At 75.1% G+C, this 24,126-nt stretch carries 22 protein-coding genes and 1 pseudogene; 14 read left to right on the plus strand and 9 right to left on the minus strand.

Annotated features, from left to right (window positions below):
• Positions 1 to 46: 46 nt before the first annotated feature.
• Positions 47 to 820, plus strand: a complete 774-nt coding sequence (locus tag ACYVJ4_RS02005; protein ID WP_460458434.1) for a dihydrofolate reductase family protein — start codon at positions 47 to 49, stop codon at positions 818 to 820.
• On the opposite strand, the gene ACYVJ4_RS02010 is transcribed toward ACYVJ4_RS02005, so the two are convergent.
• Genes ACYVJ4_RS02010 through ACYVJ4_RS02020 form a run of 3 tightly spaced genes read right to left on the minus strand, consistent with a single transcriptional unit; the run spans position 798 to position 3,504 of the window.
• A complete protein-coding gene (locus ACYVJ4_RS02010; protein WP_460458435.1) occupies positions 798 to 2,054 on the minus strand; it encodes an alpha/beta hydrolase in 1,257 nt (418 codons plus the stop codon). The genes ACYVJ4_RS02005 and ACYVJ4_RS02010 overlap by 23 nt on opposite strands.
• On the minus strand, positions 2,051 to 2,386 hold the full coding sequence (locus ACYVJ4_RS02015) for a DoxX family protein (protein ID WP_460458455.1): 336 nt from the start codon (positions 2,384 to 2,386) through the stop codon (positions 2,051 to 2,053). The genes ACYVJ4_RS02010 and ACYVJ4_RS02015 overlap by 4 nt, the downstream gene beginning before the upstream one ends.
• Positions 2,387 to 2,427: 41 nt before the next feature.
• Positions 2,428 to 3,504: an ATP-dependent DNA ligase gene (locus ACYVJ4_RS02020; protein ID WP_460458436.1), complete on the minus strand. Its 1,077-nt coding sequence runs from the start codon at positions 3,502 to 3,504 to the stop codon at positions 2,428 to 2,430.
• 100 nt (positions 3,505 to 3,604) lie between these two features.
• Here ACYVJ4_RS02020 and ACYVJ4_RS02025 point away from each other — a divergent pair, with 100 nt between their 5' ends.
• The 3 genes from ACYVJ4_RS02025 to ACYVJ4_RS02035 are packed head-to-tail and all read left to right on the plus strand — an operon-like array spanning position 3,605 to position 5,656.
• Positions 3,605 to 4,090, plus strand: coding sequence for a hypothetical protein (locus ACYVJ4_RS02025; protein WP_460458437.1), 486 nt, complete (start codon positions 3,605 to 3,607; stop codon positions 4,088 to 4,090).
• A 5-nt stretch (positions 4,091 to 4,095) separates the two neighbouring features.
• Positions 4,096 to 4,968, plus strand: a complete 873-nt coding sequence (locus ACYVJ4_RS02030) for an amidohydrolase family protein (RefSeq protein ID WP_460458438.1) — start codon at positions 4,096 to 4,098, stop codon at positions 4,966 to 4,968.
• A gap of 25 nt (positions 4,969 to 4,993) precedes the next feature.
• Positions 4,994 to 5,656: a GNAT family N-acetyltransferase gene (locus ACYVJ4_RS02035; RefSeq protein ID WP_460458439.1), complete on the plus strand. Its 663-nt coding sequence runs from the start codon at positions 4,994 to 4,996 to the stop codon at positions 5,654 to 5,656.
• Here the strand turns inward: ACYVJ4_RS02035 and ligD are convergent.
• Positions 5,653 to 6,687 (minus strand): non-homologous end-joining DNA ligase, encoded by a 1,035-nt coding sequence (ligD, locus tag ACYVJ4_RS02040; protein ID WP_460458440.1) that lies wholly within the window; start codon positions 6,685 to 6,687, stop codon positions 5,653 to 5,655. The genes ACYVJ4_RS02035 and ligD overlap by 4 nt on opposite strands.
• A 109-nt stretch (positions 6,688 to 6,796) precedes the next feature.
• Between ligD and ACYVJ4_RS02045 the strand changes: the two genes are divergently transcribed.
• Positions 6,797 to 9,187 carry a lamin tail domain-containing protein gene (locus tag ACYVJ4_RS02045; RefSeq protein WP_460458441.1) on the plus strand — a complete coding sequence of 797 codons (2,391 nt, stop codon included), beginning with the start codon at positions 6,797 to 6,799 and terminating at the stop codon, positions 9,185 to 9,187.
• Between the two features lie 85 nt (positions 9,188 to 9,272).
• On the plus strand, positions 9,273 to 9,692 hold the full coding sequence (gene msrB / locus ACYVJ4_RS02050; protein WP_460458442.1) for a peptide-methionine (R)-S-oxide reductase MsrB: 420 nt from the start codon (positions 9,273 to 9,275) through the stop codon (positions 9,690 to 9,692).
• 34 nt (positions 9,693 to 9,726) lie between these two features.
• On the opposite strand, the gene hemQ is transcribed toward msrB, so the two are convergent.
• Together hemQ and hemG are read right to left on the minus strand one after the other, a co-directional pair.
• Entirely contained in the window at positions 9,727 to 10,428 is a 702-nt protein-coding gene (gene hemQ / locus ACYVJ4_RS02055) for a hydrogen peroxide-dependent heme synthase (protein WP_460458443.1), read from the minus strand.
• Positions 10,429 to 10,472: 44 nt separating this feature from the next.
• Entirely contained in the window at positions 10,473 to 11,885 is a 1,413-nt protein-coding gene (hemG, locus tag ACYVJ4_RS02060; RefSeq protein WP_460458444.1) for a protoporphyrinogen oxidase, read from the minus strand.
• A gap of 110 nt (positions 11,886 to 11,995) precedes the next feature.
• Here hemG and ACYVJ4_RS02065 point away from each other — a divergent pair, with 110 nt between their 5' ends.
• Entirely contained in the window at positions 11,996 to 13,036 is a 1,041-nt protein-coding gene (locus ACYVJ4_RS02065) for a DUF4349 domain-containing protein (RefSeq protein ID WP_460458445.1), read from the plus strand.
• Here ACYVJ4_RS02065 and hemE read toward each other — a convergent pair.
• The gene (gene hemE, locus ACYVJ4_RS02070) at positions 13,021 to 14,082 is read right to left on the minus strand and encodes a uroporphyrinogen decarboxylase (RefSeq protein WP_460458446.1); all 1,062 of its coding nucleotides are present in this window, start codon (positions 14,080 to 14,082) and stop codon (positions 13,021 to 13,023) included. The genes ACYVJ4_RS02065 and hemE overlap by 16 nt on opposite strands.
• Before the next feature lie 34 nt (positions 14,083 to 14,116).
• Positions 14,117 to 14,953, minus strand: coding sequence for an EamA family transporter (locus ACYVJ4_RS02075; protein ID WP_460458447.1), 837 nt, complete (start codon positions 14,951 to 14,953; stop codon positions 14,117 to 14,119).
• 65 nt (positions 14,954 to 15,018) lie between these two features.
• Between ACYVJ4_RS02075 and ACYVJ4_RS02080 the strand changes: the two genes are divergently transcribed.
• The 3 genes from ACYVJ4_RS02080 (at position 15,019) to ACYVJ4_RS02090 (ending at position 17,659) form a co-directional block, all read left to right on the plus strand.
• The gene (locus ACYVJ4_RS02080; RefSeq protein ID WP_460458448.1) at positions 15,019 to 15,609 is read left to right on the plus strand and encodes a DUF3000 domain-containing protein; all 591 of its coding nucleotides are present in this window, start codon (positions 15,019 to 15,021) and stop codon (positions 15,607 to 15,609) included.
• A gap of 133 nt (positions 15,610 to 15,742) precedes the next feature.
• On the plus strand, positions 15,743 to 16,345 hold the full coding sequence (locus ACYVJ4_RS02085; protein ID WP_460458449.1) for a response regulator transcription factor: 603 nt from the start codon (positions 15,743 to 15,745) through the stop codon (positions 16,343 to 16,345).
• Positions 16,346 to 16,390: 45 nt separating this feature from the next.
• Positions 16,391 to 17,659 (plus strand): HRDC domain-containing protein, encoded by a 1,269-nt coding sequence (locus tag ACYVJ4_RS02090; protein WP_460458450.1) that lies wholly within the window; start codon positions 16,391 to 16,393, stop codon positions 17,657 to 17,659.
• Here the strand turns inward: ACYVJ4_RS02090 and ACYVJ4_RS02095 are convergent.
• Positions 17,656 to 19,086: a protoporphyrinogen/coproporphyrinogen oxidase gene (locus tag ACYVJ4_RS02095; protein ID WP_460458451.1), complete on the minus strand. Its 1,431-nt coding sequence runs from the start codon at positions 19,084 to 19,086 to the stop codon at positions 17,656 to 17,658. The two genes, ACYVJ4_RS02090 and ACYVJ4_RS02095, sit on opposite strands and share 4 nt — an antisense overlap.
• 194 nt (positions 19,087 to 19,280) lie before the next feature.
• Between ACYVJ4_RS02095 and ACYVJ4_RS02100 the strand changes: the two genes are divergently transcribed.
• From ACYVJ4_RS02100 to ACYVJ4_RS02115, 4 genes and pseudogenes are all read left to right on the plus strand, one after another.
• A complete protein-coding gene (locus ACYVJ4_RS02100) occupies positions 19,281 to 20,516 on the plus strand; it encodes a thiolase family protein (protein ID WP_460458452.1) in 1,236 nt (411 codons plus the stop codon).
• Positions 20,516 to 22,675 carry a 3-hydroxyacyl-CoA dehydrogenase NAD-binding domain-containing protein gene (locus tag ACYVJ4_RS02105; protein WP_460458453.1) on the plus strand — a complete coding sequence of 720 codons (2,160 nt, stop codon included), beginning with the start codon at positions 20,516 to 20,518 and terminating at the stop codon, positions 22,673 to 22,675. The genes ACYVJ4_RS02100 and ACYVJ4_RS02105 overlap by 1 nt, the downstream gene beginning before the upstream one ends.
• Before the next feature lie 107 nt (positions 22,676 to 22,782).
• On the plus strand, positions 22,783 to 23,553 hold the full coding sequence (locus ACYVJ4_RS02110; RefSeq protein WP_460458454.1) for a 3-hydroxybutyrate dehydrogenase: 771 nt from the start codon (positions 22,783 to 22,785) through the stop codon (positions 23,551 to 23,553).
• A gap of 121 nt (positions 23,554 to 23,674) precedes the next feature.
• Positions 23,675 to 24,126 (plus strand): annotated as a pseudogene (locus tag ACYVJ4_RS02115) (hypothetical protein); the annotation flags it as partial.

The following is a 24,126-nucleotide window of genomic DNA, read 5'->3' on the forward strand; positions in this document are numbered from 1 at the left end:
TCGACCCTAGCCGCACCTCGGCGACGGGGATGCCAGACTCGGCGCCGTGCAGCACCTCGACGACCTGGCCGACGACGAGCTGGCCGACCTCTACGCCTACCCGCCGTCGTCCGGGCTGGGCGGTCCGGGTGGGCTCGGCGGTGCGGGCGACCCCGAGGGCGCGGTGGTGCGCGCCAACTTCGTCGCGACGCTCGACGGCTCGGCCACCGGCGACGACGGGCGTTCGGGCAGCATCAACGACCCGGCCGACCACCGGGTGTTCGACCTGCTGCGTGCATTGAGCGACGTGGTGCTGGTCGGGGCCGGCACGGCGCGCGACGAGGGCTACGGACGGGTCCGGACGCCGGACCGCTGGGTCGCGCTGCGCACCGCGCTCGGCCTGGCCGACCACCCCGCGCTGGCCGTGGTGACCCGGTCGCTGGACGTCCCCGAGGCGCTGCTCGAGCCGGCGGACGGCGCCGGCGAGCTGCTGGTCGTCTCGACCCAGGACGCCGACCCGGCCCGGCTGGGGCAGCTGCGCGAGCGGCTCGGCGACGAGCGGCTCCTGCTCGCCGGTCGCGGCAGCGTCGACCTCGCCCACGTGGTCGAGCGGCTGGCGGGCTCGGGTCGTCGCCGGGTGCTCGCCGAGGGCGGCCCGCAGCTGATGAACGACCTGGTGCGCGCCGGGGTGCTCGACGAGCTGTGCCTGACCGTGGCGCCGCTGCTCGTCGGCGGTGACGGCCCGCGGATCGGCCGCGGCGCACCGGTGCACGAGCGGATGCGGCTGGCGCACGCGCTGGTGTCGGACGGCCCCCTGCTCACCCGGTGGACGCGGGCCTGACCGGCTCTCCCGGCTGCCGAGCCAGCTGCTCGCGCACGAAGCGCGTCACCACGCGGTCCCACCGCTCGGGATCGGTGTTCCACTCCTTGGTGTGCCGCCCGGCGCGCCACGGCTCGACCCGGACGAGGTCCGGCCGGGCCCGCCCGAGCGCGAGCGAGGGGCCGTTGGGGACGAACTCGTCGGCGTCGCTGTGGATCAGCAGGATCGGCAGCCGCAGCTCGGCCGCGCGGCTCACCCAGTCCAGCCGGCGCAGGTCGAGCGGGTGCTCGAGGCCGACCAGCCGACGTCCCCACGGGTGGCGCAGCAGCGTGTGGCCGATCCGGGCGACCCGCGTCGGCACCCGGTTGACGCGCGACTGGTGGTCGAGGACGGCGTGCCAGTCGACGACCGGTGCGTCCAGCACGACGGCCAGCACCCGGTCGGCGATCCACGACCGCGTCGCGGCCTGCAGCACCACCGCACCGCCCATGGACCAGCCGACCAGCACGACCTGCTCGGCCCCGTGCCCCACGGCCCACAGCACCGCGGCCTCGACGTCGCGCCACTCGCTGTCGCCGAGGTGGTAGCGCCCGCTCGGGTCGCCGGGGGCGTCGAGGTCGTTGCGGTACGAGGGCACCAGCACCGGCAGTCCCATGGCGTGCAGCGGCGGCACCGCGCGCAGGCACTCCTCGCGCGTCGCCCCGCGGCCGTGCACGAGCACCGCCCAGGTGCGCCCGTCGGCGAGCGGCCCTGTCGCGGCGGCCGCACCCGGCACCGGCTCCGGCGGCGGCACGTACCAGGCCGGCATCGGGCCGAGGTCGGTGTCGACGGCCACGTCGTGGTGCGCGAGGCCGAGGCTCTGGCTCGGCGGGCCGGCGTAGTAGTACTGGTTCCACCGCGCCGGACCGGCCTGCAGCGTGCCGCTGTCGACCGCCTCCAGGCGGCGCACGACGAGGTCGTCGTCGAGGTGCAGCACCTCGCCGAGCCGGGCGTGGCCGCGGCGCTCGTCCCACCACAGGCCGTAGCGGCCCTCGACCTCGGTCTCGTCCGTGCGCAGCAGGGTGACGGTCGGCGGCGTGGCCTGCAGGTCGACGTCGACCACCCGGACGTCGTCGGGCTTGACGTGGTCGGGCGTGACGACCTTGCGCGTGAAGTACGTGGCCACGGCACCCGCACCTGCCACCGCGACGCCGGCCAGCACCGCGGCCGCCCCCGAGGCCTGCGCGACCCGGCGCGCCGACGTCCGTGCGGTCATGGACGGCCTCCCGCGCGGCGGCGCACGCCGAGCGCCCACAGCACGAGCGGCACCTGCAGCGGCAGCCGCGCGAGCGTGCCCGCGCGGTAGGCCGTGCTGGCCCGCTCGGAGCGCACCGCCGTCACCGCCATCTGCACGTTGCCGGGGAAGACGCCGACGAACAACCCGGCCGACGCGAGCGCCGCGAGCGGCCGGGTGCGCCGGCTCAGCAGCCCTGCGGCACAGGCGATCTCGGCCACGCCCGAGCCGTAGACCCACGGCAGCGGCTCGCCCAGCTGCCGCGGCACGATCGCCGCGAACGGCTTCGGCGCGACGAGGTGCAGCAGGCCCATGGCGCCCAGCAGGCCGGCCAACGGCCTCCAGCCCGGCGCGCTCACGCGCCACCCCCCGCGCCCAGCACGTCGGCGAGGTCGAAGCCGACCGGCTCCTCGAGCTGCTCGTACGTGCACGAGCGCGGGTCGCGGTCGGGGCGCCAGCGCACGAACTGGCCGGTGTGCCGCAACCGCACGCCCTCCATGTGGTCGTAGCGCACCTCGACGACGAGCTCGGGGCGCAGCGGCACGAACGAGAGGTCCTTGCCCGCGGCCCACCGGCTGCCCTCGGCGTTGCGCGGCGTGCGGGTGCCCTCCTCCTGCTTCGCCCACGCCCAGGGGTGCTCGTCGAACGTCGTCACCAGCGGCTGCAGCTCGGCGAACAGCTCCTTGCGGCGGGCCATCGGGAAGGCCCCGATCACGCCGATGCTCGCCAGGACGCCCTCGGCGTCGTAGAGCCCGAGCAGCAGCGAGCCGATCGCGTCCGGTCCGCTCTTGTGCACCCGGTAGCCGGCCACGACGCAGTCGGCGGTGCGCTCGTGCTTGACCTTCACCATCGTGCGCTTGTCGGGCTGGTACGGCTGGTCGAGCGGCTTGGCCACCAGCCCGTCGAGCCCGGCCCCCTCGAACTGCTCGAACCACTGCTGCGCGACCTCGGGGTCGGTGGTCGCCGGCGTCAGGTGGATCGGCGGCCCGGCCGTGGCGAGCGCCTCGACCAGCGCCGCCCGGCGCTCGGCGAACGGCCGGCCGGTCAGGTCGTCGTCGCCCAGCGCGAGCAGGTCGAACGCGACGAAGCTGGCCGGCGTCTGCTCGGCGAGCAGCCGCACCCGGCTGTCGGCCGGGTGGATGCGCTGCTGCAGCGCCTCGAAGTCCAGCCGGTCGCCGCCCTCCCCCACCAGCACGATCTCGCCGTCGACGACGCAGCGCTCGGGCAGGTGCGCCTTCACCGCCTCGACGACCTCGGGGAAGTACCGGGTCATCGGCTTCTCGTTGCGGCTGCCGATCTCGACCTCGTCGCCGTCGCGGAAGATGATCGAGCGGAACCCGTCCCACTTGGGCTCGTAGCTCATGCCGTCGGGGATCCCCTTGAGCGGCTTGGCCAGCATCGGGGGCACGGGCGGCATCACCGGCAGCTTCATGCGGCCATTCAAACCCACCGCACCGACGTCCGGCAGGTCGACGTGCCAGGATCGGTGCCGACCGCAGCGCAGAGCGCCAGCCGAGCACCAAGGAGCCGACGTGCCCGACCTCATCGTGATCCTCACCGAGCAGGCGCTGGACGCCGGCGACGCCGCGAGGATCACCGCGCTGCACGACGACGAGCAGCTGCGCTACCACGTGCTGGTGCCGGCCGACACCGAGCGCAACCTGCTGGTGGACGTCGTCGACCACCTCAGCCTGCTCGAGCTGCGCCAGGCGCTGGACGCCGTCCGCGGCCGCGAGCCGTCCGACGACCAGGCGCGCGCGACGGCGACCCAGGCACTCAGCGCGTCGCTGGAGTCGTTGCGCGGCAACGGGATCGAGGCCGACGGCGAGGTCACGCAGGACGACCCGCTGCCCGCCGTCCGGGAGGCCGTCGACGGCCTCGGCGCCCGCGAGGTCGTCGTGGTGACCCGGCCGCACGCCGTCGAGGACACCTTCCACCGCGACTGGGCCAGCCGCGCCCGCGACGAGCTCGGCGTGCCCGTGCTGCACGTGTACGCCGGGACGACGTTCCTGGGCTGAGCGCCGTGCACGCGCCGCGCGGCGGGCTGGTCGACCTGCACGTGCACTTCATGCCCGACCGGGTGCTGCGCAAGGTCTGGGCGTACTTCGACGCGGCCCGCGAGCACTACGGCACCGACTGGCCCGTGCACTACCGCGGCACCGAGGCCGAGCGGCTCGAGACCCTGCAGGCGCTCGGCGTCACCACGTTCGCGCCGCTGGTCTACGCCCACAAGCCCGGCATGGCGCGGTGGCTCACCGAGTGGGCGGTCGACTTCGGACGACGGACGCCGGGTGCCGTGCCGACCGCCACGATCTACCCCGAGCCGGACGTCGCGACCTACCTGACGGCGGCGCTCGACGCGGGTGCGCGCTGCGCCAAGGTGCACGTCCAGGTGGGCGGCTTCGACCCGCGCGACCCCCTGCTCTCCCCTGCCTGGGGCCTGCTCGCCGACGCCGCGGTGCCGGTCGTCGTCCACTGCGGTGACGGCCCGGTCCCCGGTCGGCACACCGGGCTCGACGTCTTCGCCGAGGTGCTGCGGGCCTACCCCCGGCTGGTGGCGGTGCTGGCGCACGCCGGCATGCCGGACTTCGACGGCGCCCTGCGGCTGATGGCGCAGCACCCGCGGTTGCACCTCGACACCACGATGGTCGGCACGGCCTTCAGCGAGCGGATGGCGCCGCTGCCGCGCGACTGGGCGGCCCGCCTGGTCGACGTCGCCGACCGCGTGGCGCTGGGCACCGACTTCCCGAACATCCCGTACCCGTACGAGGAGCAGCTCGAGGCGGTCGAGCGGTGGGCGGCGGACGACGAGCGCCTCGGCGAGCCGTTCCTGCAGGCCGTGCTGCACGACACCCCGGCCCGGCTGCTCGGCCTGCCCGCCGACGGCGCCCCGTGACCGCAGCGACCGGCAGGATGGGCGCGTGATCGCCGACCTCTGGCCCACCTTCGGGCTCGTCCTCACCACCCCGCGCCTGGCACTGCACCTGCCGTCGGACGACGAGCTGCAGGCCCTCGCCCGCCTGACCGCCGACGGGGTCCACGGGGCCGACGAGCGGCCGTTCCTCACCCCGTGGGCCGAGGGCACGCCGGCCGAGCGCGCGGACGTGGTGCTGCGCTCGCACTGGGACGGCCTCGCCTCCTGGGCGCCGGACGACTGGCGCCTCGGCCTCGGCGTCTTCACCCGCGAGGGCGCGACGGCGATCGGTGTCGTGACCCTGCGCGCACGGGACTTCCGCGTGCGGCGAGAGGTCGTGACGTCGTCCTGGCTCGGGCTCGCCCACCAGGGCCAGGGGTACGGCACCGAGGCCCGGACCGCCCTGCTGGCCCTCGCGTTCGACCACCTCGGCGCCACCGACGCCACCACCGAGGTGTTCCAGGACAACCACCGCTCGCAGGGCGTCTCGCGCCGGCTCGGCTACCAGCCGGACGGCGTCTCGCGCGACCGCCGGGGTGAGGAGGTGCTGGTCAGCGACCGCCTGCGGCTGACGGCCGACCGCTGGCGCTCGAGCGCGGCCGACCGCGTGCCGGTGCAGGTCGAGGGCCTGCCCCCCGCAGCCGCGGCGTTCGGCATCGCCGCGCCCTAGTCCTCCCAGTTGGCAGCGACCTTGCGCGACGGCTGCACGCGCGGCGGCTCGCCCGGCATCTTCGGGTAGTCCGGCGGGAAGGCCAGCTCGCCCAGCCCGCGCTCCGCGACGTCGGCGTCCCACAGCGCGGCCGCCGCGTCGAGCGAGCCGACCGCGTCGGCCATGCCCTCCCACGCGTCGCCGCGCCGGGCCACCAGGTCGGGCACCGAGCGCACCGTCAGCGTGGTGGGGTCGACGTCGTCCAGCTCGTCCCACGTCAACGGCGTCGAGACCGGTGCGTGCGGGAGCGGGCGCGGGCTGTACGCCGCGGCGATGGTGCGGTCGCGGTTCGTCTGGTTGTAGTCGATGAAGACCCGCTCGCCACGCTCCTCCTTCCACCACTCCATCGTCAGCAGGTCGGGGTCGCGACGCACCAGCTCGCGCCCGATGCCGATCACCGCGTGCCGGACGTCGAGGAACTCGCGGTCGGGCGTGATCCGGGCGAACACGTGCACGCCGCGGTTGCCGGAGGTCTTCACGAACGGCGTCAGCCCCAGCTCGGTCATTAGCTCGCGCAGCAGCTTCGCGGCCGTCACCGCGTCGGCGTACCCGCGCCCGGGCTGCGGGTCGAGGTCGATCCGCAGCTCGTCCGGCCGGTCGGTGTCGCCCGTGTGCACCGGCCACGGGTGGAACGTCACGGTGCTCATCTGCACCGCCCACACCGCGCCTGCCGGCTCGTCGATGACCAGCTGGTCGTGGCTGCGCCCGCTCGGGTAGGTCACCGGCACGGCCCGCACCCACGACGGCACGCCCTTGGGCGGGTTCTTGGAGTAGAACATCTCGCCGTCGACGCCCCCGCGGAACCGCTGGAGCGTCACGGGCCGGTCGCCGATGTGCCGCAGCAGCGCCGGCCCCACGGCGACCACGAAGTCGGCCAGCTCGCGCTTGGTGACCCCGGCCTCGGGGAAGACCACGCGGTCGGGGTTCGACAGGCGCACCTGCCGGACGCCGTCCGGTCCCTCGACCTCCAGCACGTCCGCTGCGCTCGCCATGGGCCGACCGTACGGCAGGTCGTCACCCGTTCGTCACCTGCCGGAGCCTGTTGCGTGTCGGTCTGGGCTGGTAGAAACCCGTTCGTCCCTTTCTTCGAGGAGCTCACCCATGCCCCAGCACCACCCCCGCCGGCTGATCGCCGGCCCCCTCGCCCTGGCTCTCGCCGGCACCGCCGCCGTGGCCCTGGCCCCTTCCGCCCAGGCCGTGTCGACGTCCGTCGTGATCAGCCAGGTCTACGGCGGCGGCGGCAACGCCGGCGCCACGTACACGAACGACTTCGTGCAGCTCTTCAACGCCGCGAGCACGCCGGTCGACCTCAGCGGCTGGACCGTCAAGTACTTCTCCGCCACCAGCACCGGCTCGGCCGCCAGCACCACGACGCTGTCCGGCAGCATCGCGCCGCACCGCAGCTACCTGGTGCAGATGGCCGCGGGCACGGGCGGCACCACGCCGCTGCCGACGCCCGACGCCACCGGCGGGGCGGCCATGAGCGGCACCGCGGGCCGGGTCGAGATCGCCGACGGCTCGGCCACGCTGGTCGACCGCGTGGGCTTCGGGACGACGGCCACGACGTTCGAGGGCAGCGGGCCGGCCCCGGCGCCGTCCAACACCACCTCGGTCGTGCGCATCGCGCCCTGCACCGACACCGACAACAACGCGGGCGACTTCACGACCCAGACCCCCGCCCCCGAGAACTCCGCGACCACCGACCCGGCGTGCGCCACCACCCCGCCGCCGCCCGAGCCGAGCACGATCGCCGAGATCCAGGGCGCCGCGCACCGCTCGCCGCTGGCCGGCACGCACGTCACCGGCGTCGAGGGCGTCGTCACCGCCAAGGGCCCCAAGGGCTACTGGATGCAGTCGACCACCCCGGACGACGACGTCGCGACCAGCGAGGGCCTCTACGTCTTCACCAGCTCGGCCCCGACCGTGTCCGTCGGTGACGCCGTCACCGTGGCGGCCACCGTCACCGAGTTCCGGCCGGGCAGCGCCACGGGCCCGGGTCTGTCGACCACCGAGCTGACCGGCGCGACCACCACGGTCGCCTCCAGCGGCAACGCGCTGCCGGCTCCCGTCGTGCTGGGCGTCGACCGCGTCGCCCCGGCGCAGAACGTCAAGACCGGAGAGCCGGGCAACGTCGAGGCCGACGGCGTGCCGTTCTCGCCGAGCACCGACGCGCTCGACTTCGACGAGTCGCTCGAGGGGATGCGGGTCGCGGTCTCCGCGCCGCGCGCCGTGGGCCCGACCAACACCTTCTTCGGCGAGACGCCGATCATCCCGGGCAACAGCGCCGACGTGATCCGCTCACCCCGCGGCGGCGTCGTCTACTCCGGCTACGACCACCCCAACGCCGCGCGGCTGATCATGGACGACCAGCTGCTGGCCAAGGGCTCGGTCACCCCGATGAACGTCGGCGACCGCATCACGGGCAACGCCGTCGGCGTCGTCGACTACGACTTCAGCAACTTCCACCTCAACCTCACCGAGGTCCCGGCCGTGCGCCGCCTCGGCCTGCAGCGCGAGGTGACCGCGAAGCCGAAGAACAACCAGCTCGCCGTCGCGACGTTCAACGTCGAGAACCTCGCCCCGCAGGACCCGCAGACCAAGTTCGACCGGCTCGCGGGCCAGATCGTCACCAACCTGCAGGCGCCCGACCTGATCGCCGTCGAGGAGATCCAGGACAACACCGGTGCCACGGACGACGGCACCGTCGCGAGCGACCTCACCGTGGCCAAGCTGGTCGACGCGATCCATGCGGCCGGCGGTCCCCGCTACCGCTCGGCCTGGATCGACCCGCAGAACGACACGGACGGCGGCCAGCCGGGCGGCAACATCCGGCAGGTCTTCCTGTACCGCACCGACCGCGGGCTCGGCTTCACCCAGCGCGCGGGCGGCGACGCCACCACGCCCGTCCGCGTGCTCGACACCGGCGGCCCGGTGCGCCTGTCGGCCAGCCCCGGCCGGATCGACCCGGGCAACGCGGCCTGGGACGACTCGCGCAAGCCGCTGGTCGGCCAGTTCACGTGGGACGGCCAGACGCTGTTCGTCATCGCCAACCACTTCGCCTCCAAGGGCGGTGACGACCCGGTGCTGGGCCGTTGGCAGCCGCCGACGCGGTACAGCGAGGAGAAGCGCCACGCCCAGGCCGAGGCCGTGCACGACTTCGTGCGCGACCTGCAGCAGGCGGATTCGTCGTCCAAGATCGTCGTCCTCGGCGACATCAACGACTTCGAGTTCTCCCAGACGGCCGACACGCTGGTGGGGTCGATCAACGCGCTGGTCGACCTGCCCCGCACGCTGCCCCGGGGCGAGCGGTACACCTACGTGTTCGACGGCAACAGCCAGGTGCTCGACCACATCCTGGTGAGCCGCTCGCTGGCGACGGCCAAGAACGGCGACCAGCTGTTCGAGTACGACGCGGTGCACACCAACTCCGAGTTCTTCGACCAGGACAGCGACCACGACCCGCAGGTCGTGCGCCTGAAGGTCAAGAAGTAGGACGCGCGACGACGGGCCGACCGGGAACTGACCCGGTCGGCCCGTTGTTGTGCCTGGTGTGAAGCTCCCCTGGAAAGGACGTGCGATGCAGCCCACCGGCCGCACCTACGAGGTGACCAAGGACGACGCCACCTGGCGCGAGCAGCTGGACCCGAAGGAGTTCCACGTGCTGCGCGAGGCCGGCACCGAGGCGCCCTTCGTCGGCGAGTACACCGACACCACCACCGAGGGCGTCTACGCCTGCCGGGCCTGCGGGGCCGAGCTGTTCCGCAGCGACACCAAGTTCGCGTCGCACTGCGGGTGGCCCTCGTTCTACAGCCCGCTCGCCGAGGACCGGGTCGAGTACGTCGAGGACTCCACCCTCGGCATGAAGCGGGTCGAGGTGCGCTGCGGCACCTGCGGCTCGCACCTCGGGCACGTGTTCGAGGGCGAGGGGTACGACACCCCCACCGACCAGCGCTACTGCATCAACAGCATCAGCCTGACGCTGCAGCCCAAGGTCTGACCGGCGCGCCCACGACCGGACGGCCGCCTGCCCCTCAGGGCAGGCGGTCGACCAGGTCGGCCAGCGGCACGCGCGGGCCGGTGTAGAACGGCACCTCCTCGCGCACGTGACGGCGGGCCTCGGTGGCCCGCAGGTCGCGCATGAGGTCGACGATGCGGTGCAGCTCGTCGGCCTCGAAGGCCAGGATCCACTCGTAGTCGCCGAGCGCGAAGGACGAGACCGTGTTGGCCCGGACGTCCGGGTACCCGCGCGCGGCCTTGCCGTGGTCGGCGAGCATCGTGCGGCGCTCGTCGTCCGGCAGCAGGTACCAGTCGTAGGAGCGCACGAACGGGTAGACGCACAGGTACCCGCGCGGCTCCTCCCCCGCCATGAACGCCGGCACGTGGCTCTTGTTGAACTCCGCCGGCCGGTGCAGCGCGACCTGCGACCAGACCGGCACCAGGTGCCGGCCGAGCTCGGTGCGCCGCAGCCGCTGGTAGGCCGCCTGCACGGTCTCGACGGACGGCGCGTGCCACCACACCATGACGTCGGCGTCGGCGCGCAGGCCGGCCACGTCGTAGAAGCCGCGCACCACCAGGTCGTCGCCCGCCAGGTCCTTCAGCAGCTGCTCGACCTCGGCGACCAGGCCCTCGCGGTCGGCGCCGAGCCCGTCGCGCACCGCGAACACCGACCACATCGCGTACCGCACGACCTGGTTGATCTCGCGCGCCTTGACCCGTCCGCCCGTCTCGCTCATGGGTCCATCATCGCGCGCCGCGCCGTCCACGGACCGCCCGGGGGTCAGCCGCCGCGCACCGCCAGGTCGGCGATCACCGCGCTGGCGGCCCGCCGTCCCGAGGCCACGCAGGCCGGGATCCCGACCCCCTCGTAGGCGGCCCCGGCGAGCGCCAGCCCGGGGTGGCGCTCGACGTCCGCGAGCGCCCGCGCCACGCGGTCGAGGTGGCCCACGGCGTACTGCGGCAGGCCGCCGCCCCAGCGGGTGACCTGGACCTCGAGCGGGTCGGACAGCGTGACGCCCGGCAGCTCGCGCAGGTCGGCCAGGACGCGCCGGGCGACCTCGTCGTCGGGGAGCTGCAGGTCCTCGATGCCGCCGTGCCGGCCGACGGAGGCCCGCACCACGACGCGGTCGGTCGCGGCGTCGTCCACCCAGCCCCACTTGGTCGAGGAGAAGGTCGCGGCCTTGGCGTACCGGCCGTCGACCGGCGGCACGAGCACGCCCGAGCCGGTCAGCCCGGTGGCGGTCGTGCGGTCGAGGACGAAGGTCACCAGCGCGACGCTGGCGTGCTCGACCTCGCCGAGGGCGCGGGCGGCCGCCGGAGCGACGTCCCGCAGCAGGCGGGCCGTCGGCGCCGCCGGCGTCGCGAGCACCACGGCGTCGGCGTCGAGCACCACCTCGTCGGTGGTCGGCCCGGTGACGAGCCGCCAGCCGGACGACGTCCGGGCGAGCGAGCGCACGGTCGTGCCGGTGCGGACGCGGCCACCGCGCTCGCGCACGGCCGCGGCGGCCGCGAGGGGCAGGCGCCCGACGCCGCCGCGCACCCCGGCGAAGACCGGCCCTTGCGTGGAGGTGCCCCGCTCGGCGGCGCCGCGCGCGGTCTCCACGAGCGAGCGCCCGCGCACCGCGGCGTCCCACAGGGCCGGCACCGTGGCGCGCAGCGACAGCGCGGCGGCGCGCCCGGCGTAGACGCCGCCGAGCAACGGCTCGACCAGCCGGTCGACCACACCCGCGCCGACACGACGGGCCACGAGGTCCGCCACGGCCACGTCGTCCGCCTCGACCGGCGCCCACACCTGCTCGGGCTCGCGGGACACGGCAGCCAGCCCGTCGTCGTCCAGCAGGCCGGCCAGGCCGGTGGTGGACGACGGCACGCCCATGAGCGTCCCGGCGGGCAGCGGGTGCAGGTCTCCCGCGCTCCAGAGCGCGGCGCCCACCGGCCGCGGGGTCACGAGGTCGTCGGCCAGCCCCACCTCGCGGGCCAGCTCGAGCGCCTCGGGCCGGCGGGCGAGCAGCGACTCCGCGCCCAGGTCGACCGTGACGCCGCCGACCTCGCCGACGACCAGCTTGCCGCCCACCCGGGGTGCGGCGTCCAGGACGACGACCTCGAGGTCGGCCGCGGCGACAGGGTCGTGCTGCACGAGCTCCCAGGCGGCAGCCAGGCCCGCGATGCCGGCCCCGACCACCACGACGCGCATGCCGTCGAGGTTCGCAGACCGTGACCGGATCGAGATCGACGGGGTGGAACGCGCCGTCCGGCGGGCGGCGTCCGACCCCCGACAGCGCAGATCCGGTGGACGGAGGAGCCATGACCAGGACCACGACCAGGGTGGGGACGGCGGCCGGAGCGGTGCTCGCGCTCGTGCTGCTCGCCGGCTGCGGCGGAGGGGGCAGCAGCGACACCGCGTCGTCCGGCGCGGCGGTCGAGCGCGGGGTGGCCGGGCCGTCCCAGCCCGGCGACAGCGGTGGGGTGGTGGTCGAGAAGTCCGCCGGGGACTCCGCCGGCGGCAGCAGCGCCGTCGGTGCCGACGGCGGGAACGGTTCGGACGGTGCGGTCGACGGGGGCCGGGTCGACGCCGCGGCCCCGGCCGTCACCGACCAGCGGGTGATCCGCACGGCCGACATGGCGGTGCGCACGAAGGACGTCACGGCCGCCGCGGCGCGCGTGCGGACGGTCGCCGAGGCGGCCAAGGGGTTCGTCGCCGACGAGAAGACGACCAGCAGCCCGCCGGAGCCGGGGCTCCCCGAGCCCGAGCAGCGCCAGGGGTACAGCGAGTCGGTGCTGACCCTGCGGGTGCCGACGACCGCGCTCGACCGGGTGATGGGCCAGGTCGCCGAGACCGGCACGGTGCTCAGCCGCAACCAGTCCAGCGAGGACGTCAGCTCGACCTACGTCGACGTCCGCAGCCGGGTGTCGTCGCAGACCGCGAGCGTCGAGCGGGTGCGGGCGCTGCTGGCCCGGGCCGCCAACCTCGGCCAGGTCGTGCAGATCGAGAGCGAGCTCTCGCGCCGCGAGGCCGACCTCGAGTCGCTGCAGGCCCAGTTGAAGTCGCTGGAGGACCGCACCGCGCTGTCGACCCTGACCGTGAGCCTGACCCCGCCGACCGTCGTCCAGCCGACGCCGCCCGCCGAGCAGGACGGCTTCCTGGCCGGGCTGGAGGGCGGGTGGTCGGCGCTGGTCGCCGCCCTCACCGTGCTGCTGACCGTGCTCGGCGCGCTGCTGCCCTTCGCGGTGGTCGCCGCGCTGGTGGGCGTGCCTGCCTACCGCTGGTGGCGGCGGCACCGCGCCTCGGCGGGTCCCGGCACGGCCGCCGCCCCGGTGGCGCCGCAGCCTCAGCCCGCTCCCTGAACCAGCTCGACGACGCGGGCCAGCACGTCCGGGTCCGCACCCGGCGGGACGCCGTGCCCCAGGTTGAACACGTGACCCGGGGTGCGGCGTCCGGCCTCGACCGTCGCGAGCACCCGGCGCTCGAGCACCGGCGCCGGCGCGAACAGCAGCGCGGGGTCGAGGTTGCCCTGCACGGCACGGTCGGGCCCGATGCGGCGCGACGCCTCGTCGAGCGGCACCCGGAAGTCGACGCCGACGACGTCCGCGCCGGCCTCGCCCATCGCGGGCAGCAGCTCACCGGTGCCGACGCCGAAGTGGATGCGCGGCACCCCGAGGTCGGCGACCGCCGCCAGGGCCGCTGCCGAGTGCGGCTGCACCAGCTCGACGTAGTCGGCCAGGGGCAGCGCGCCGACCCAGGAGTCGAACAGCTGCACGGCGCTCGCCCCGGCCTCGACCTGCACCCGCAGGAACGCGCCCGCGATCGCGGCCAGGCGGCCGGCCAGCGCGTGCCACAGCTCGGGGTCTCCGTACATCAGCGCCTTGGTGCGCTCGTGGTTCTTCGACGGCCCGCCCTCGACCAGGTAGGACGCCAGCGTGTACGGCGCCCCGGCGAAGCCGATCAGCGGCGTCGGGCCGAGCTCGGCGACGAGCATCCGCACGGCGTCCGTGACGTACGGGACGTCGGCCGGCGTGAGCTCCGGGAGCCGGTCGAGGTCCGCGGCGGTGCGGAACGGCTCGGCCACCACCGGGCCCACGCCCGGGACGATGTCGAGGTCGACGCCGATCGCCTTGAGCGGCACCACGATGTCGCTGTAGAAGATCGCCGCGTCGACGCCGTAGCGCCGCACCGGCTGCAACGTGATCTCGGTGACGAGCTCGGGGCGCGCGCAGGAGTCCAGCATCGAGATGCCCTCGCGCACCCGGCGGTACTCCGGCAGCGAGCGCCCGGCCTGGCGCATGAACCACACCGGCGTGCGGTCGGCGCGCTCGCGGCGGCAGGCCCGCAGGAACGGCGAGCCGGCGAGCGTCGCGGGCACGGGCGAGGGGGCGGTCGTCACGGCGTCCATGCTCGCACGCGGCAGCAGTCGGACCGTGCGCCGCTCAGCCGGCCCGGCCGAGCGCGACGAGGGCCACGCCGGCCAGGGCGCCCACCACGCCGACGAGCTGCACCCGGCTGAGCCGCTCGTGCAGCACCACCCGGGCGAGCACCACCGTGACCACCGGGTAGAGCGAGCCGAGCAGCGCGGTGATCGACAGGAACCCGCGCTGGGAGGCCAGGGCGAACAGCACGTTGGCGCCGACGTCCCCGACGCCGACGACCGCGAGCAGGGGCAGGTCGCGCGCGCCGATCCCGCCGACCCCGCGCACCACGAGCGCGACGACCGCGAACACCAGCACGCTGGTGGCGCGCATGCCGGTGAGGGTCATGACGGCGTCGCTGCGCGCGCCCCGCTCGATGAGCACGAGGGCCAGGCCGAACCCCACGCCGGCCAGCGCGGCCAGCGCCACCGGTCGGGCCCCCGCTCCCCCGCGCAGCTCGGGACCGCTCGCCAGCACGGCGCCGGCGAGCGCCACCACCAGCCCGGCCGTGGTCACCGCGCCGGGCCGCTCGCCCTGCACGACGCCGATCGCGACGGGCACCACCGCGCCCAGCGCGGCGATGGGCGACACCACGCCCATCGTGCCGGCGCCCAGCGCGGCGTAGAAGCACACCAGGCCCGACGTGCCGGCCAGGCCGGCCAGCACCGACCAGACCACCCAGGTGGTCGGTCCGTGCCACGCCCCGGTCGCCAGCGCGAGCACCCCGATCGCGACCAGGCCGCACGCCTGCGAGACCGCCACGACGGCCACCGCCGGACGACGGCGCGAGGCGAGGCCGCCGAGGAAGTCCGAGCTCCCCCAGACGACGCTCGACAGCAGGGCGAGGACGACGGCCACCAGCGCAGGCTAGCCACGCGGCGTGCCTGCTCCCGGTGCGGGTCGGTGCGACGTACGCTCCCCCCATGGTCGCCAGGGGCATGCCCGACGACGCCCCGGAGCCGTTCCAGCGGGCGCTCGCCGCGCTGAAGGCCGCGCCCGTGCGGCCGGACGTCGTGCTGACCGAGGCCCCCTCGCCCGGCCGCATCGCCCCCTACTCGGTGGCCCTCACCGCGGACGTCGTCGACCGGCGTCCGGACGGCGAGGCCGAGGAGCTGGCCACCGGCCGGTTCGTGCTGCTGCACGACCCCGCGGCACCCGAGCCGTGGGGGGGCACCTTCCGCGCCGTCACCTTCGTGCGGGCCGACCTCGAGCCCGAGATGGGCTCGGACCCGCTGCTCGGCGAGGTGGGCTGGTCGTGGCTGCTCGAGTCGCTGCACCACCGCGGCACCGGGTTCGTCAGCGAGGGCGGCACGGTCACGCGGGTGGTGTCCGAGAGCTTCGCCGCGCTGTCCGACCGGCCCTCCGGCGTCGAGATCGAGATCCGCGCGTCGTGGACGCCGACGGACGACGACCTGGGCCCGCACCTGCTCGCCTGGACCGACCTGCTGTGCACCGTCGCGGGGCTGCCGCCGCTGCCCGAGGGCGTCACGGCCCTCCCCGCCCGTCGCCGCTGACCCGGCGTCCGGCGCAAGCAGTTCGCGCGATCAGGTCAAGCCTGGGCCATCGCCTGCCGATGCTTCCCGTGCAGGACAGGAGCGGGCCGACCGGTTCGTCCGAGTCGTCGGTGTTGTGAACGAGGAGGCAGGCGTGGCTGCGGTGGCCGAGCGCGTTGCTGGTGTGCCCCTGTCGCGACCGGGACGGTTCGCGGCGCTCGTCGTCATCGGCCCCCAGGGACCGCGCGAGTCCGTCAGCCGGATGATGCGCAGCCTCGGGGCGCGCGAGGTCGTCCAGGCCGGCACGGTCGAGGAGGCCCGCCGTCGGGCCCGCCTGCTGGGCCCGCACGCCGTCTGCATCACCGACGTCTCGCTGCCCGACGGCTCCGGCGTCGCGCTGCTGCGCGACCTCAAGGCCATCGGCTGGCAGCGCGGGGTCGTCATCTCGACCCTGGACGACGCGTACACCGTGCGCGGCGCCCTGACCGCCGGCGTCCGGTGCTTCCTGGTGTCCGGCCGTCCCGCCGGCTCCGGCGCCCCCGTCGGCAGCGGCGGCCTGGCCGAGCAGCTGTCCGAGCGCGAGATCGAGGTGCTCCAGCACGTCGCGAACGGCCGCTCCAACAAGGAGATCGGCGCCTCGCTGGGCCTGTCGGCCCTCACGGTCAAGAGCCACCTGGCGCGCATCGCGCGCAAGGTCGGCACGGGCGACCGGGCCGAGATGGTCATGCTGTCGCTGCGCGCCGGCGTCATCCACTAGCCCGCGCGCGGCGGTCGGCCTGCGCCGACCGCGTACGGTGGCCCCGTGACCGAGGCCGAACCCACCCCGCTCGTCGAGCCGCGGGACGGCGTTCCCGACGTCGTCGTCGAGGAGCGCGACCTGCTGCGCGCGGCCGAGGCCCTCGCCTCCGGCACCGGCCCCGTCGCCGTCGACGCCGAGCGCGCGTCGGGCTACCGGTACGGCCAGGCGGCCTTCCTGGTGCAGCTGCGGCGCGAGGGCGCGGGCACCTGGTTGGTCGACCCGGTGGCCTGCCCCGACCTGTCCCCGCTCGGCGACGCGCTCGCGGACGTCGAGTGGGTGCTGCACGCCGCGACGCAGGACCTGCCGTGCCTGGCCGAGGTCGGCATGCGCCCCTCGCGGCTGTTCGACACCGAGCTCGGCGCCCGGCTGGCCGGGCTGCCGCGGGTCGGGCTCGGCGCCGTCGTCGCCGAGCTGCTGGGGCTGGCCCTGGCCAAGGAGCACTCCGCGGTCGACTGGTCGACGCGGCCGCTGCCCGAGTCGTGGCTGCGCTACGCCGCGCTGGACGTCGAGGTGCTCGTCGACCTGCGCGACGCCGTGGCTGCGCTGCTCGAGGAGCAGGGCAAGCTCGGCTGGGCGCAGCAGGAGTTCGCCGCGATCGTCGAGGCCCCGGCGGCCACCCCGCGCGTCGACCCCTGGCGCCGCACCAGCGGCACCCACAAGCTGCGCAGCCGCCGCCAGCTGGCCATGCTGCGCGAGCTCTGGACCACCCGCGACGCCCTCGCCCGCCAGCGCGACGTCTCCCCCGGCCGGGTGCTGCCCGACGCCGCGCTCGTCGCCGCGGTGAGCGCGTCGCCCACGACGATGGACGAGCTCGTCGTCGTCCCCGGCTTCACCGGCCCGTCGGCGCGCCGCCACGGCAGCCGGTGGCTCGAGGCCCTCTTGCGCGGGCGCAAGACGCCGGAGGAGCAGCTGCCCCTGCACTCGCTGCCGAGCGACGGCCCGCCGCCTCCCCGGGCCTGGGCCGACCGCGACCCGGACGCCGCGGCCCGGCTGGCGCACGCCCGCGCCGCGATCGCCGAGCTGTCCGAGAAGCTCGCCGTGCCGGTCGAGAACCTCATGACGCCCGACACCGTGCGCCGCGTGCTCTGGGAGCCGCCGGACGACCTGGACGCCCGGCTGGTCGAGCTGCGCGCCCGGCCGTGGCAGGTCGAGCTGGTCGGCCCGCTGCTGCGCGAGGCCATGGCCGAGACCGCGGCGAGCAAGGCCGCGCGCGACGCCGCCTCCGCCCCGGCGAGCACCGACGAGGCCGGCAGCGACGAGGCCGCCAGCTAGTCCTCGACGACGTGCCGGCGGTAGCGCTCGCGCGCGTCCTGCCAGCAGCGGTGGTCCATCCCGACCGGCGACCGCGACCCCGGCGCCGGGGCGCCGTCCGTGCGCAGGCACTCGACGGCGTCCCAGCCCATGCGGAGCGCGTGGTGGGTGTTGTCGTGCACGAAGAGCCCGAGCCGGCCGAACGTCGTGACGTGCGCGAGCCGCTCGCTCCAGGCGTCGAGCCCGGCCAGCCGCTCGGCGTACCCCTTGCGGTACACCGGGTACACGCGCCGCACGCGGCGCACCTCGTGGCCGCCGACCCGCAGCGGGGGCAGGCCGAGGCGCTGCACGGCGTCCTGCACGACCGCCACCAGGTCGTCGTCCGAGGCATCCCACGTCGCATCGCCCACGGCACAGGGGATCTCGGCGCACACGACGGTGCGGTCGGTGGGGTCGTCGGCGCTGACCCGGTAGTTCGCCGGCTCGCTCAGGCGTGACACGGGCGTGCCCGGCGTCGGGAGGTAGTGCGCGTCGAACGGCGTCCACCGGCCGCCCTCGTGCACGACGTGGACGAGCACCATGGCGCGGAAGACCAGCGCGCTGGCGTCGCCGACGACCTGTGCGGACGGCGCGGGGCGGGCGACGCGGGCGAGCGACGTCATCGGCAGCGTCGAGAACGCCTGGCCGGCCTGCACCTCGCCGCCCTCCCACAGCAGCCGGACGCCGTCGGTACGGGCGTGCAGCGTGCCGAGCGAGGCGCCGGTGACGATCGTCGCGCCGTCGTCGACCGCCGCCTGGGCGAGCGCCTCGGGGATCTGGCCGAATCCCTTGCGGGGGTAGTGGAACACGGCGCCGTGCCCCGTCGAGTGCTCGAGCCGGTTGCGGCGCAGGAGGCGTCCGGCCATCTTCAGCGGTCCGTCGGCGGCGATCCGGCTGCGCGCCTGCTCGGCGTCGAGCTGCTCGCCGTCCAGCCCCCACAGCTTGCGGGCGTACGGACCGTAGACCGCCTCGTACAGGGCCGGGCCGAGCCCGGCGCGCAGCACCGAGGCGTACGAGTCGCCGTGCTGGCGCCGCGTCGGGGCCAGCGCGGCGTCGCGCGCCGCCGCGATCGCCAGCCGGCGGGGCAACCGGGTGGCGAGGTCGGCGCCCTTGAGCGGGAACGAGATCCAGTGCCCGCCGACGTCGAGCCGGCCCTGCCGCGGACGCGTCTGCAGGTCGTCGCCGAGCAGCGAGCGCAGGTCGGCCAGCAGGTCGGCGTCGACCGCCGGGTGCAGCCGCCGCGAGCCGTGGTCGACCCGCATCCCGCCGACCTCGAAGCTCGCCGCGCGGCCGCCGACGTGGTCGCCCTGCTCGAGCACCAGCACCGACAGCCCGCGGGCTGCGGCCCGGCGCGCGGCCATCAGCCCCGAGACGCCCGCGCCGAGCACCAGGAGGTCCACCGACGTCATGGGCGCAGATGCTACGAGGCGGCCGGTGCCGTCGTCCGGCAGGTGGTCGCGGTCCACCCGTCCGCGCCGGGTGACCCCCCTCACAGCAGGCCTGGCTTCCCGCTCTTGTTACCGGCGAGTAGCCTGGCAGGCGACCCACCGCGACCGGTCGACCGCGACCGGGCGCCGCCCCGCCTCACACCCCCGGAGGAACCGTGCCCCGCGCGCTCCGAGACGTCGTCTTCGTCGACGGTGTCCGCACACCGTTCGGCAAGGCCGGCCAGAAGGGCGTCTACGCGCAGACCCGCGCCGACGACCTGGTCATCAAGTGCATCCGCGAGCTCGTGCGCCGCAACCCGCAGCTGCCGCCGGAGCGCGTCGACGACGTCGCCATCGCGGCGACCACGCAGATCGGCGACCAGGGCCTGACCATCGGCCGGCTCGCCGCGCTGCTGTCGGGCCTGCCGAAGTCCGTGCCCGGTTTCTCGATCGACCGCATGTGCGCGGGAGCGATGACCGCGGTCACCACCACGGCGTCCGGCATCGCGTTCGGCGCCTACGACGTCGTCATCGCCGGCGGCGTCGAGCACATGGGGCACCACCCGATGGGCGAGGGCGTCGACCCCAACCCGCGGATCGTCGCCGAGAAGCTCGTCGACCCCTCCGCGCTGGTGATGGGCTCGACCGCCGAGAACCTGCACGACCGCTACCCCGAGATCACCAAGGAGCGGTCCGACACGTTCGCCGTCGGCAGCCAGGACAAGCTGGCGAAGGCCTACGCGGAGAACAAGATCCAGCCCGACCTGGTGCCCGTGGCCACCCGACACGACGAGCTCGGCTGGGGCCTGTCGACGCAGGACGAGCCGCCCCGCCCCGGCACGACGCTCGACGACCTGGCCGCTCTCAAGACGCCGTTCCGCCCGCACGGCCGGGTCACGGCGGGCAACGCTGCCGGCCTGAACGACGGCGCCACGGCGTGCATCCTGGCCTCGGCCGAGGCGGCCGAGGAGCTCGGCCTGACCGCTCGCATGCGCCTGGTGCAGTACGCGTTCGTCGGCGTCGAGCCCGAGGTCATGGGCATCGGGCCGGTGCCGGCCACCGAGAAGGCGCTGCGGCAGGCCGGCCTGACCATCGACGACATCGGGCTGTTCGAGCTCAACGAGGCGTTCGCCGTCCAGGTGCTCGCGTTCCTCGACCACTTCGGCATCGCGGACGACGACGACCGGGTCAACCAGTACGGCGGCGCGATCGCCACCGGCCACCCGCTGGCGTCGTCCGGCGTGCGGCTCATGACGCAGCTGTCGCGGCAGTTCGAGGAGCACCCCGAGGTGCGCTACGGCCTGACCGCCATGTGCATCGGCATCGGCATGGGCGGCGCGGTGATCTGGGAGAACCCGCACCACGCCGACTACGGCAAGGACGTCACGACCGACGAGGGGGCTGCGGCCTGATGACCACCACGACCACCGGCCACGACACCGCCGCCACCCTGGCCGCCACCGAGCAGCTGGCCGCGGCCGGCGCCGACGAGCGGGTCACGAGCTTCCACGTCCGCGACGTCGCGCTGCCCGGCGGCGCGGGGACGCTCGCGCTCATCACGATGGACAACGGCTTCGACCACACCAAGCCGACGACGCTGGGCGCGCGCGGCCTGCTCAACCTCAAGGCCGCCCTGGACGACGTCAGCGCCCGCGCCGAGGCCGGCGAGATCGCGGCGGTCGGCATCACCGGCAAGCCGTTCATCTTCGCCGTCGGTGCGGACCTGAAGGACGTCGGCTCGCTGTCCGACCGCGAGCAGGCCCTCACCATCGCGCGGTTCGGCCACGACCAGCTGCGCCGGCTCGGCGAGCTCGCCGTGCCGTCGTTCGCCTTCGTGAACGGTGCCGCGATGGGCGGTGGCGTCGAGGTCGCGCTGCACTCGACCTACCGCACCATCTCCAGCGGCGTCCCGGCCGTCGCCCTGCCCGAGACGTTCCTGGGCCTGGTGCCGGGCTGGGGCGGCAACCACCTGCTGCCGAACCTCGTCGGCGTGGCCACCGCCCTCAAGGTCATCATCGAGAACCCGTTGTCGCAGAACCGGATGCTCAAGGGCCCGCAGGCGTTCCAGCTCGGCCTGGCCGACGCCATGTTCGAGCCGGCCGACTTCCTCGAGCAGTCGCTGCACTGGGCCTCGGCCGTCGTCCGCGGCGAGGTCGTCGTGCAGCGTCCCGAGGTCGACCGCGACGAGCAGGCCTGGGAGGCGGCCGTCGCCGGGGCCAAGGCCTTCGCCGACGCCAAGACCGGCGGGGCGGCTCCGGCGCCCTACCGCGCCCTCGACATCGTCAGCGCCGCCCGCACCGCCGACCGCGACGCCGGGTTCGCCGCCGAGGACGAGGCGCTCGCCGACCTCATCATGAGCGAGGAGTTCCGGTCCGGCGTCTACTCGTTCAACCTGGTGCAGGGCCGGGCCAAGCGCCCGGCCGGCGCCCCCGACAAGGGCCTGGCGCGGCCGGTCACCAAGGTCGGCGTCGTCGGCGCGGGCCTGATGGCCAGCCAGCTCGCGCTGCTGCTCGTGCGCCGCCTCGAGGTGCCGGTCGTCATGACCGACCTCGACCAGGCGCGCGTCGACAAGGGCGTCGCCTACGTGCACCAGGAGGTCGACCAGCTCCTGGCCAAGAAGCGCATCGGTCCCGACCAGGCGAACAAGCTCAAGGGCCTGCTCACCGGCTCGACGTCGAAGGACGGCTTCGCCGACGCCGACTTCGTCATCGAGGCGGTGTTCGAGGAGATGTCGGTGAAGCAGAAGGTCTTCGCCGAGGTCGAGGCCGTGGTGCCGGCCGAGTGCGTGCTGGCCACCAACACCTCGTCGCTGTCGATCACCGAGATGGCGTCCGGGCTGCAGCACCCCGAGCGGGTCGTGGGCTTCCACTTCTTCAACCCGGTCGCGATCATGCCGCTGCTCGAGATCGTCAAGGGCGAGCAGACCGACGACGCCACCCTCGCCACCGCGTTCGCCACCGGCAAGGCCCTGCGCAAGACCAGCATCCTGGTCAAGGACTCGCCGTCCTTCATCGTCAACCGGCTGCTCGGCCGGTTCATGGGCGAGGTCAGCCGGGTGGTCGACGAGGGCACGCCGGTCGACGTCGCGGACGGCGCGTTCGCCGGCCTCGCGCCGATGCCGCCGTTCGTGCTGCTGGCGCTGGTGGGTCCGGCGATCGCGCTGCACAACTCCGAGACGCTGGCCGGCGCGTTCCCCGACCGGTTCTACGTCAGCGAGAACCTGCGGCGCGTCGTCCAGGCCGGCAAGCCCGGGTTCTACGTCTGGGACGGCCCGAAGCCCTCGCTCGACCCCGAGGTCGCGGCGCTGTTCGAGCAGCCGGCCGAGCCGGTCGTCCTCACCCGCGAGCAGGTGCGCGAGCGCGTGCTCTCGGCCCTGGCCGACGAGGCCCGGCGGATGCTCGACGAGGGTGTCGTCGCCGCCCCCGAGGACCTCGACCTCGCGATGATCACGGGTGCGGGCTTCTCGTTCTGGAACGGCGGCCTGACGCCGCTGCTCGACCGCTCGGGCGTGGCCGAGGCCGCGGGCGGCGGGCGCTTCCTGGAGCGCGGCGTCGCGAGCGTCCCGGCCTGAGCCGGCGACGCGTACCCACGCCACGACGGGGCACCGAGCACCGCTCGGTGCCCCGTCGTCGTCCCCTCGCCCTGCGAGGGGGCCGGGCCACCCCTAGCGTCGGGGCCATGACGAGCCCTTCAGCCGGCAGCCTGCTCGACCTCGACGGCCGCACGGCCCTGGTCACCGGTGCGGCCAGCGGCATCGGCGCCGCGGTGGCGCAGCGGCTGCACGCCGCAGGCGCGCGCCTGCGGCTGGTCGACCGCGACGCCGAGGGGCTGGGCCGGCTCGCCGACGAGCTGGGCGCCGAGGCCGCGGTGTGCGACCTGTCCGACCTGGACGCCGTCGACGCGCTCGACCTGGACGTCGACGTCCTCGTCAACAACGCGGGGCTGCAGCACGTGGCCCCGCTGCACGAGTTCCCGCCCGAGGTCTTCCACCTGGTGCTGACCGTGATGCTCGAGGCGCCGTTCCGGCTGGTGCGCGGTGCGCTGCCCGCCATGTACCGGCGCGGCTGGGGCCGCGTGGTCAACGTGTCGTCGGTGCACGGGTTGCGCGCGTCGCCGTTCAAGTCCGCCTACGTCACCGCCAAGCACGGTCTCGAGGGGCTGAGCAAGGTGGTGGCCCTCGAAGGTGCCGAGCACGGCGTCACGAGCAACTGCGTCAACCCCGCCTACGTGCGCACGCCGCTCGTCGAGCGGCAGGTCGCCGACCAGGCGGTCGCGCACGGCATCGCCGAGGACGAGGTGCTCGAGCAGGTGATGCTGGCACCGGTGGCGGTCAAGCGCCTGGTCGAGCCGGCCGAGGTGGCCGAGCTCGTGGCCTACCTGTGCAGTCCCGCGGCGGCCTCGATCACGGGGGCGTCCTTCGGCCTGGACGGCGGCTGGACCGCCCGCTGACCGAGCACCGTGCGTGACCGGCCGGTGCGCTCGGACGTCGTCCTGAGCCGTTGGGGTGGAGGTGGGCCGTAGCGGGCCACCTGGCCTGGCCGCGCGTGGCAGGGACCTCTACCGTCGTGCTGTGAGCACGCCGGTCGACCTCGGTGCGCTGCGCCGCGGCACGCTGGCGGCGAGCGTGCTGCACGACGTGCCGCTGCAGCCCCGCGACGACGGCGTGCTGGTCGGCCGCTCGTGGGACGACCGCGACGCCTGGACGCCGGTCACCTGGGCCGCGCTCGCCGAGGCCGTCGCCGACGTCGACCCCGAGTCCCTGCCCGGACGGCTGCGGCTGCGCGACTGGCTGCACGGCTACCTGCTGGTGTCGCAGCTCCCGGCCGACGTCAGCCCCGCGGCCCGGCTCGTCGCGCTCGCGCTGCCCGCCGACCACGTGCTGCACCCCGGCCCCGGCTGGGCGCAGGAGCAGGTGCTCGGCGGCGCCCTGGACGTCGGTCTGGCCGTGCGCCCCGGCGGGCCGGCGGTCCCCGACTCCCCCGCCGCCTCCGCGCCCGTGCCCGTGCCGCTGCCGCCGGGGGC

It is taken from the genome of Angustibacter peucedani, from assembly GCF_054779595.1.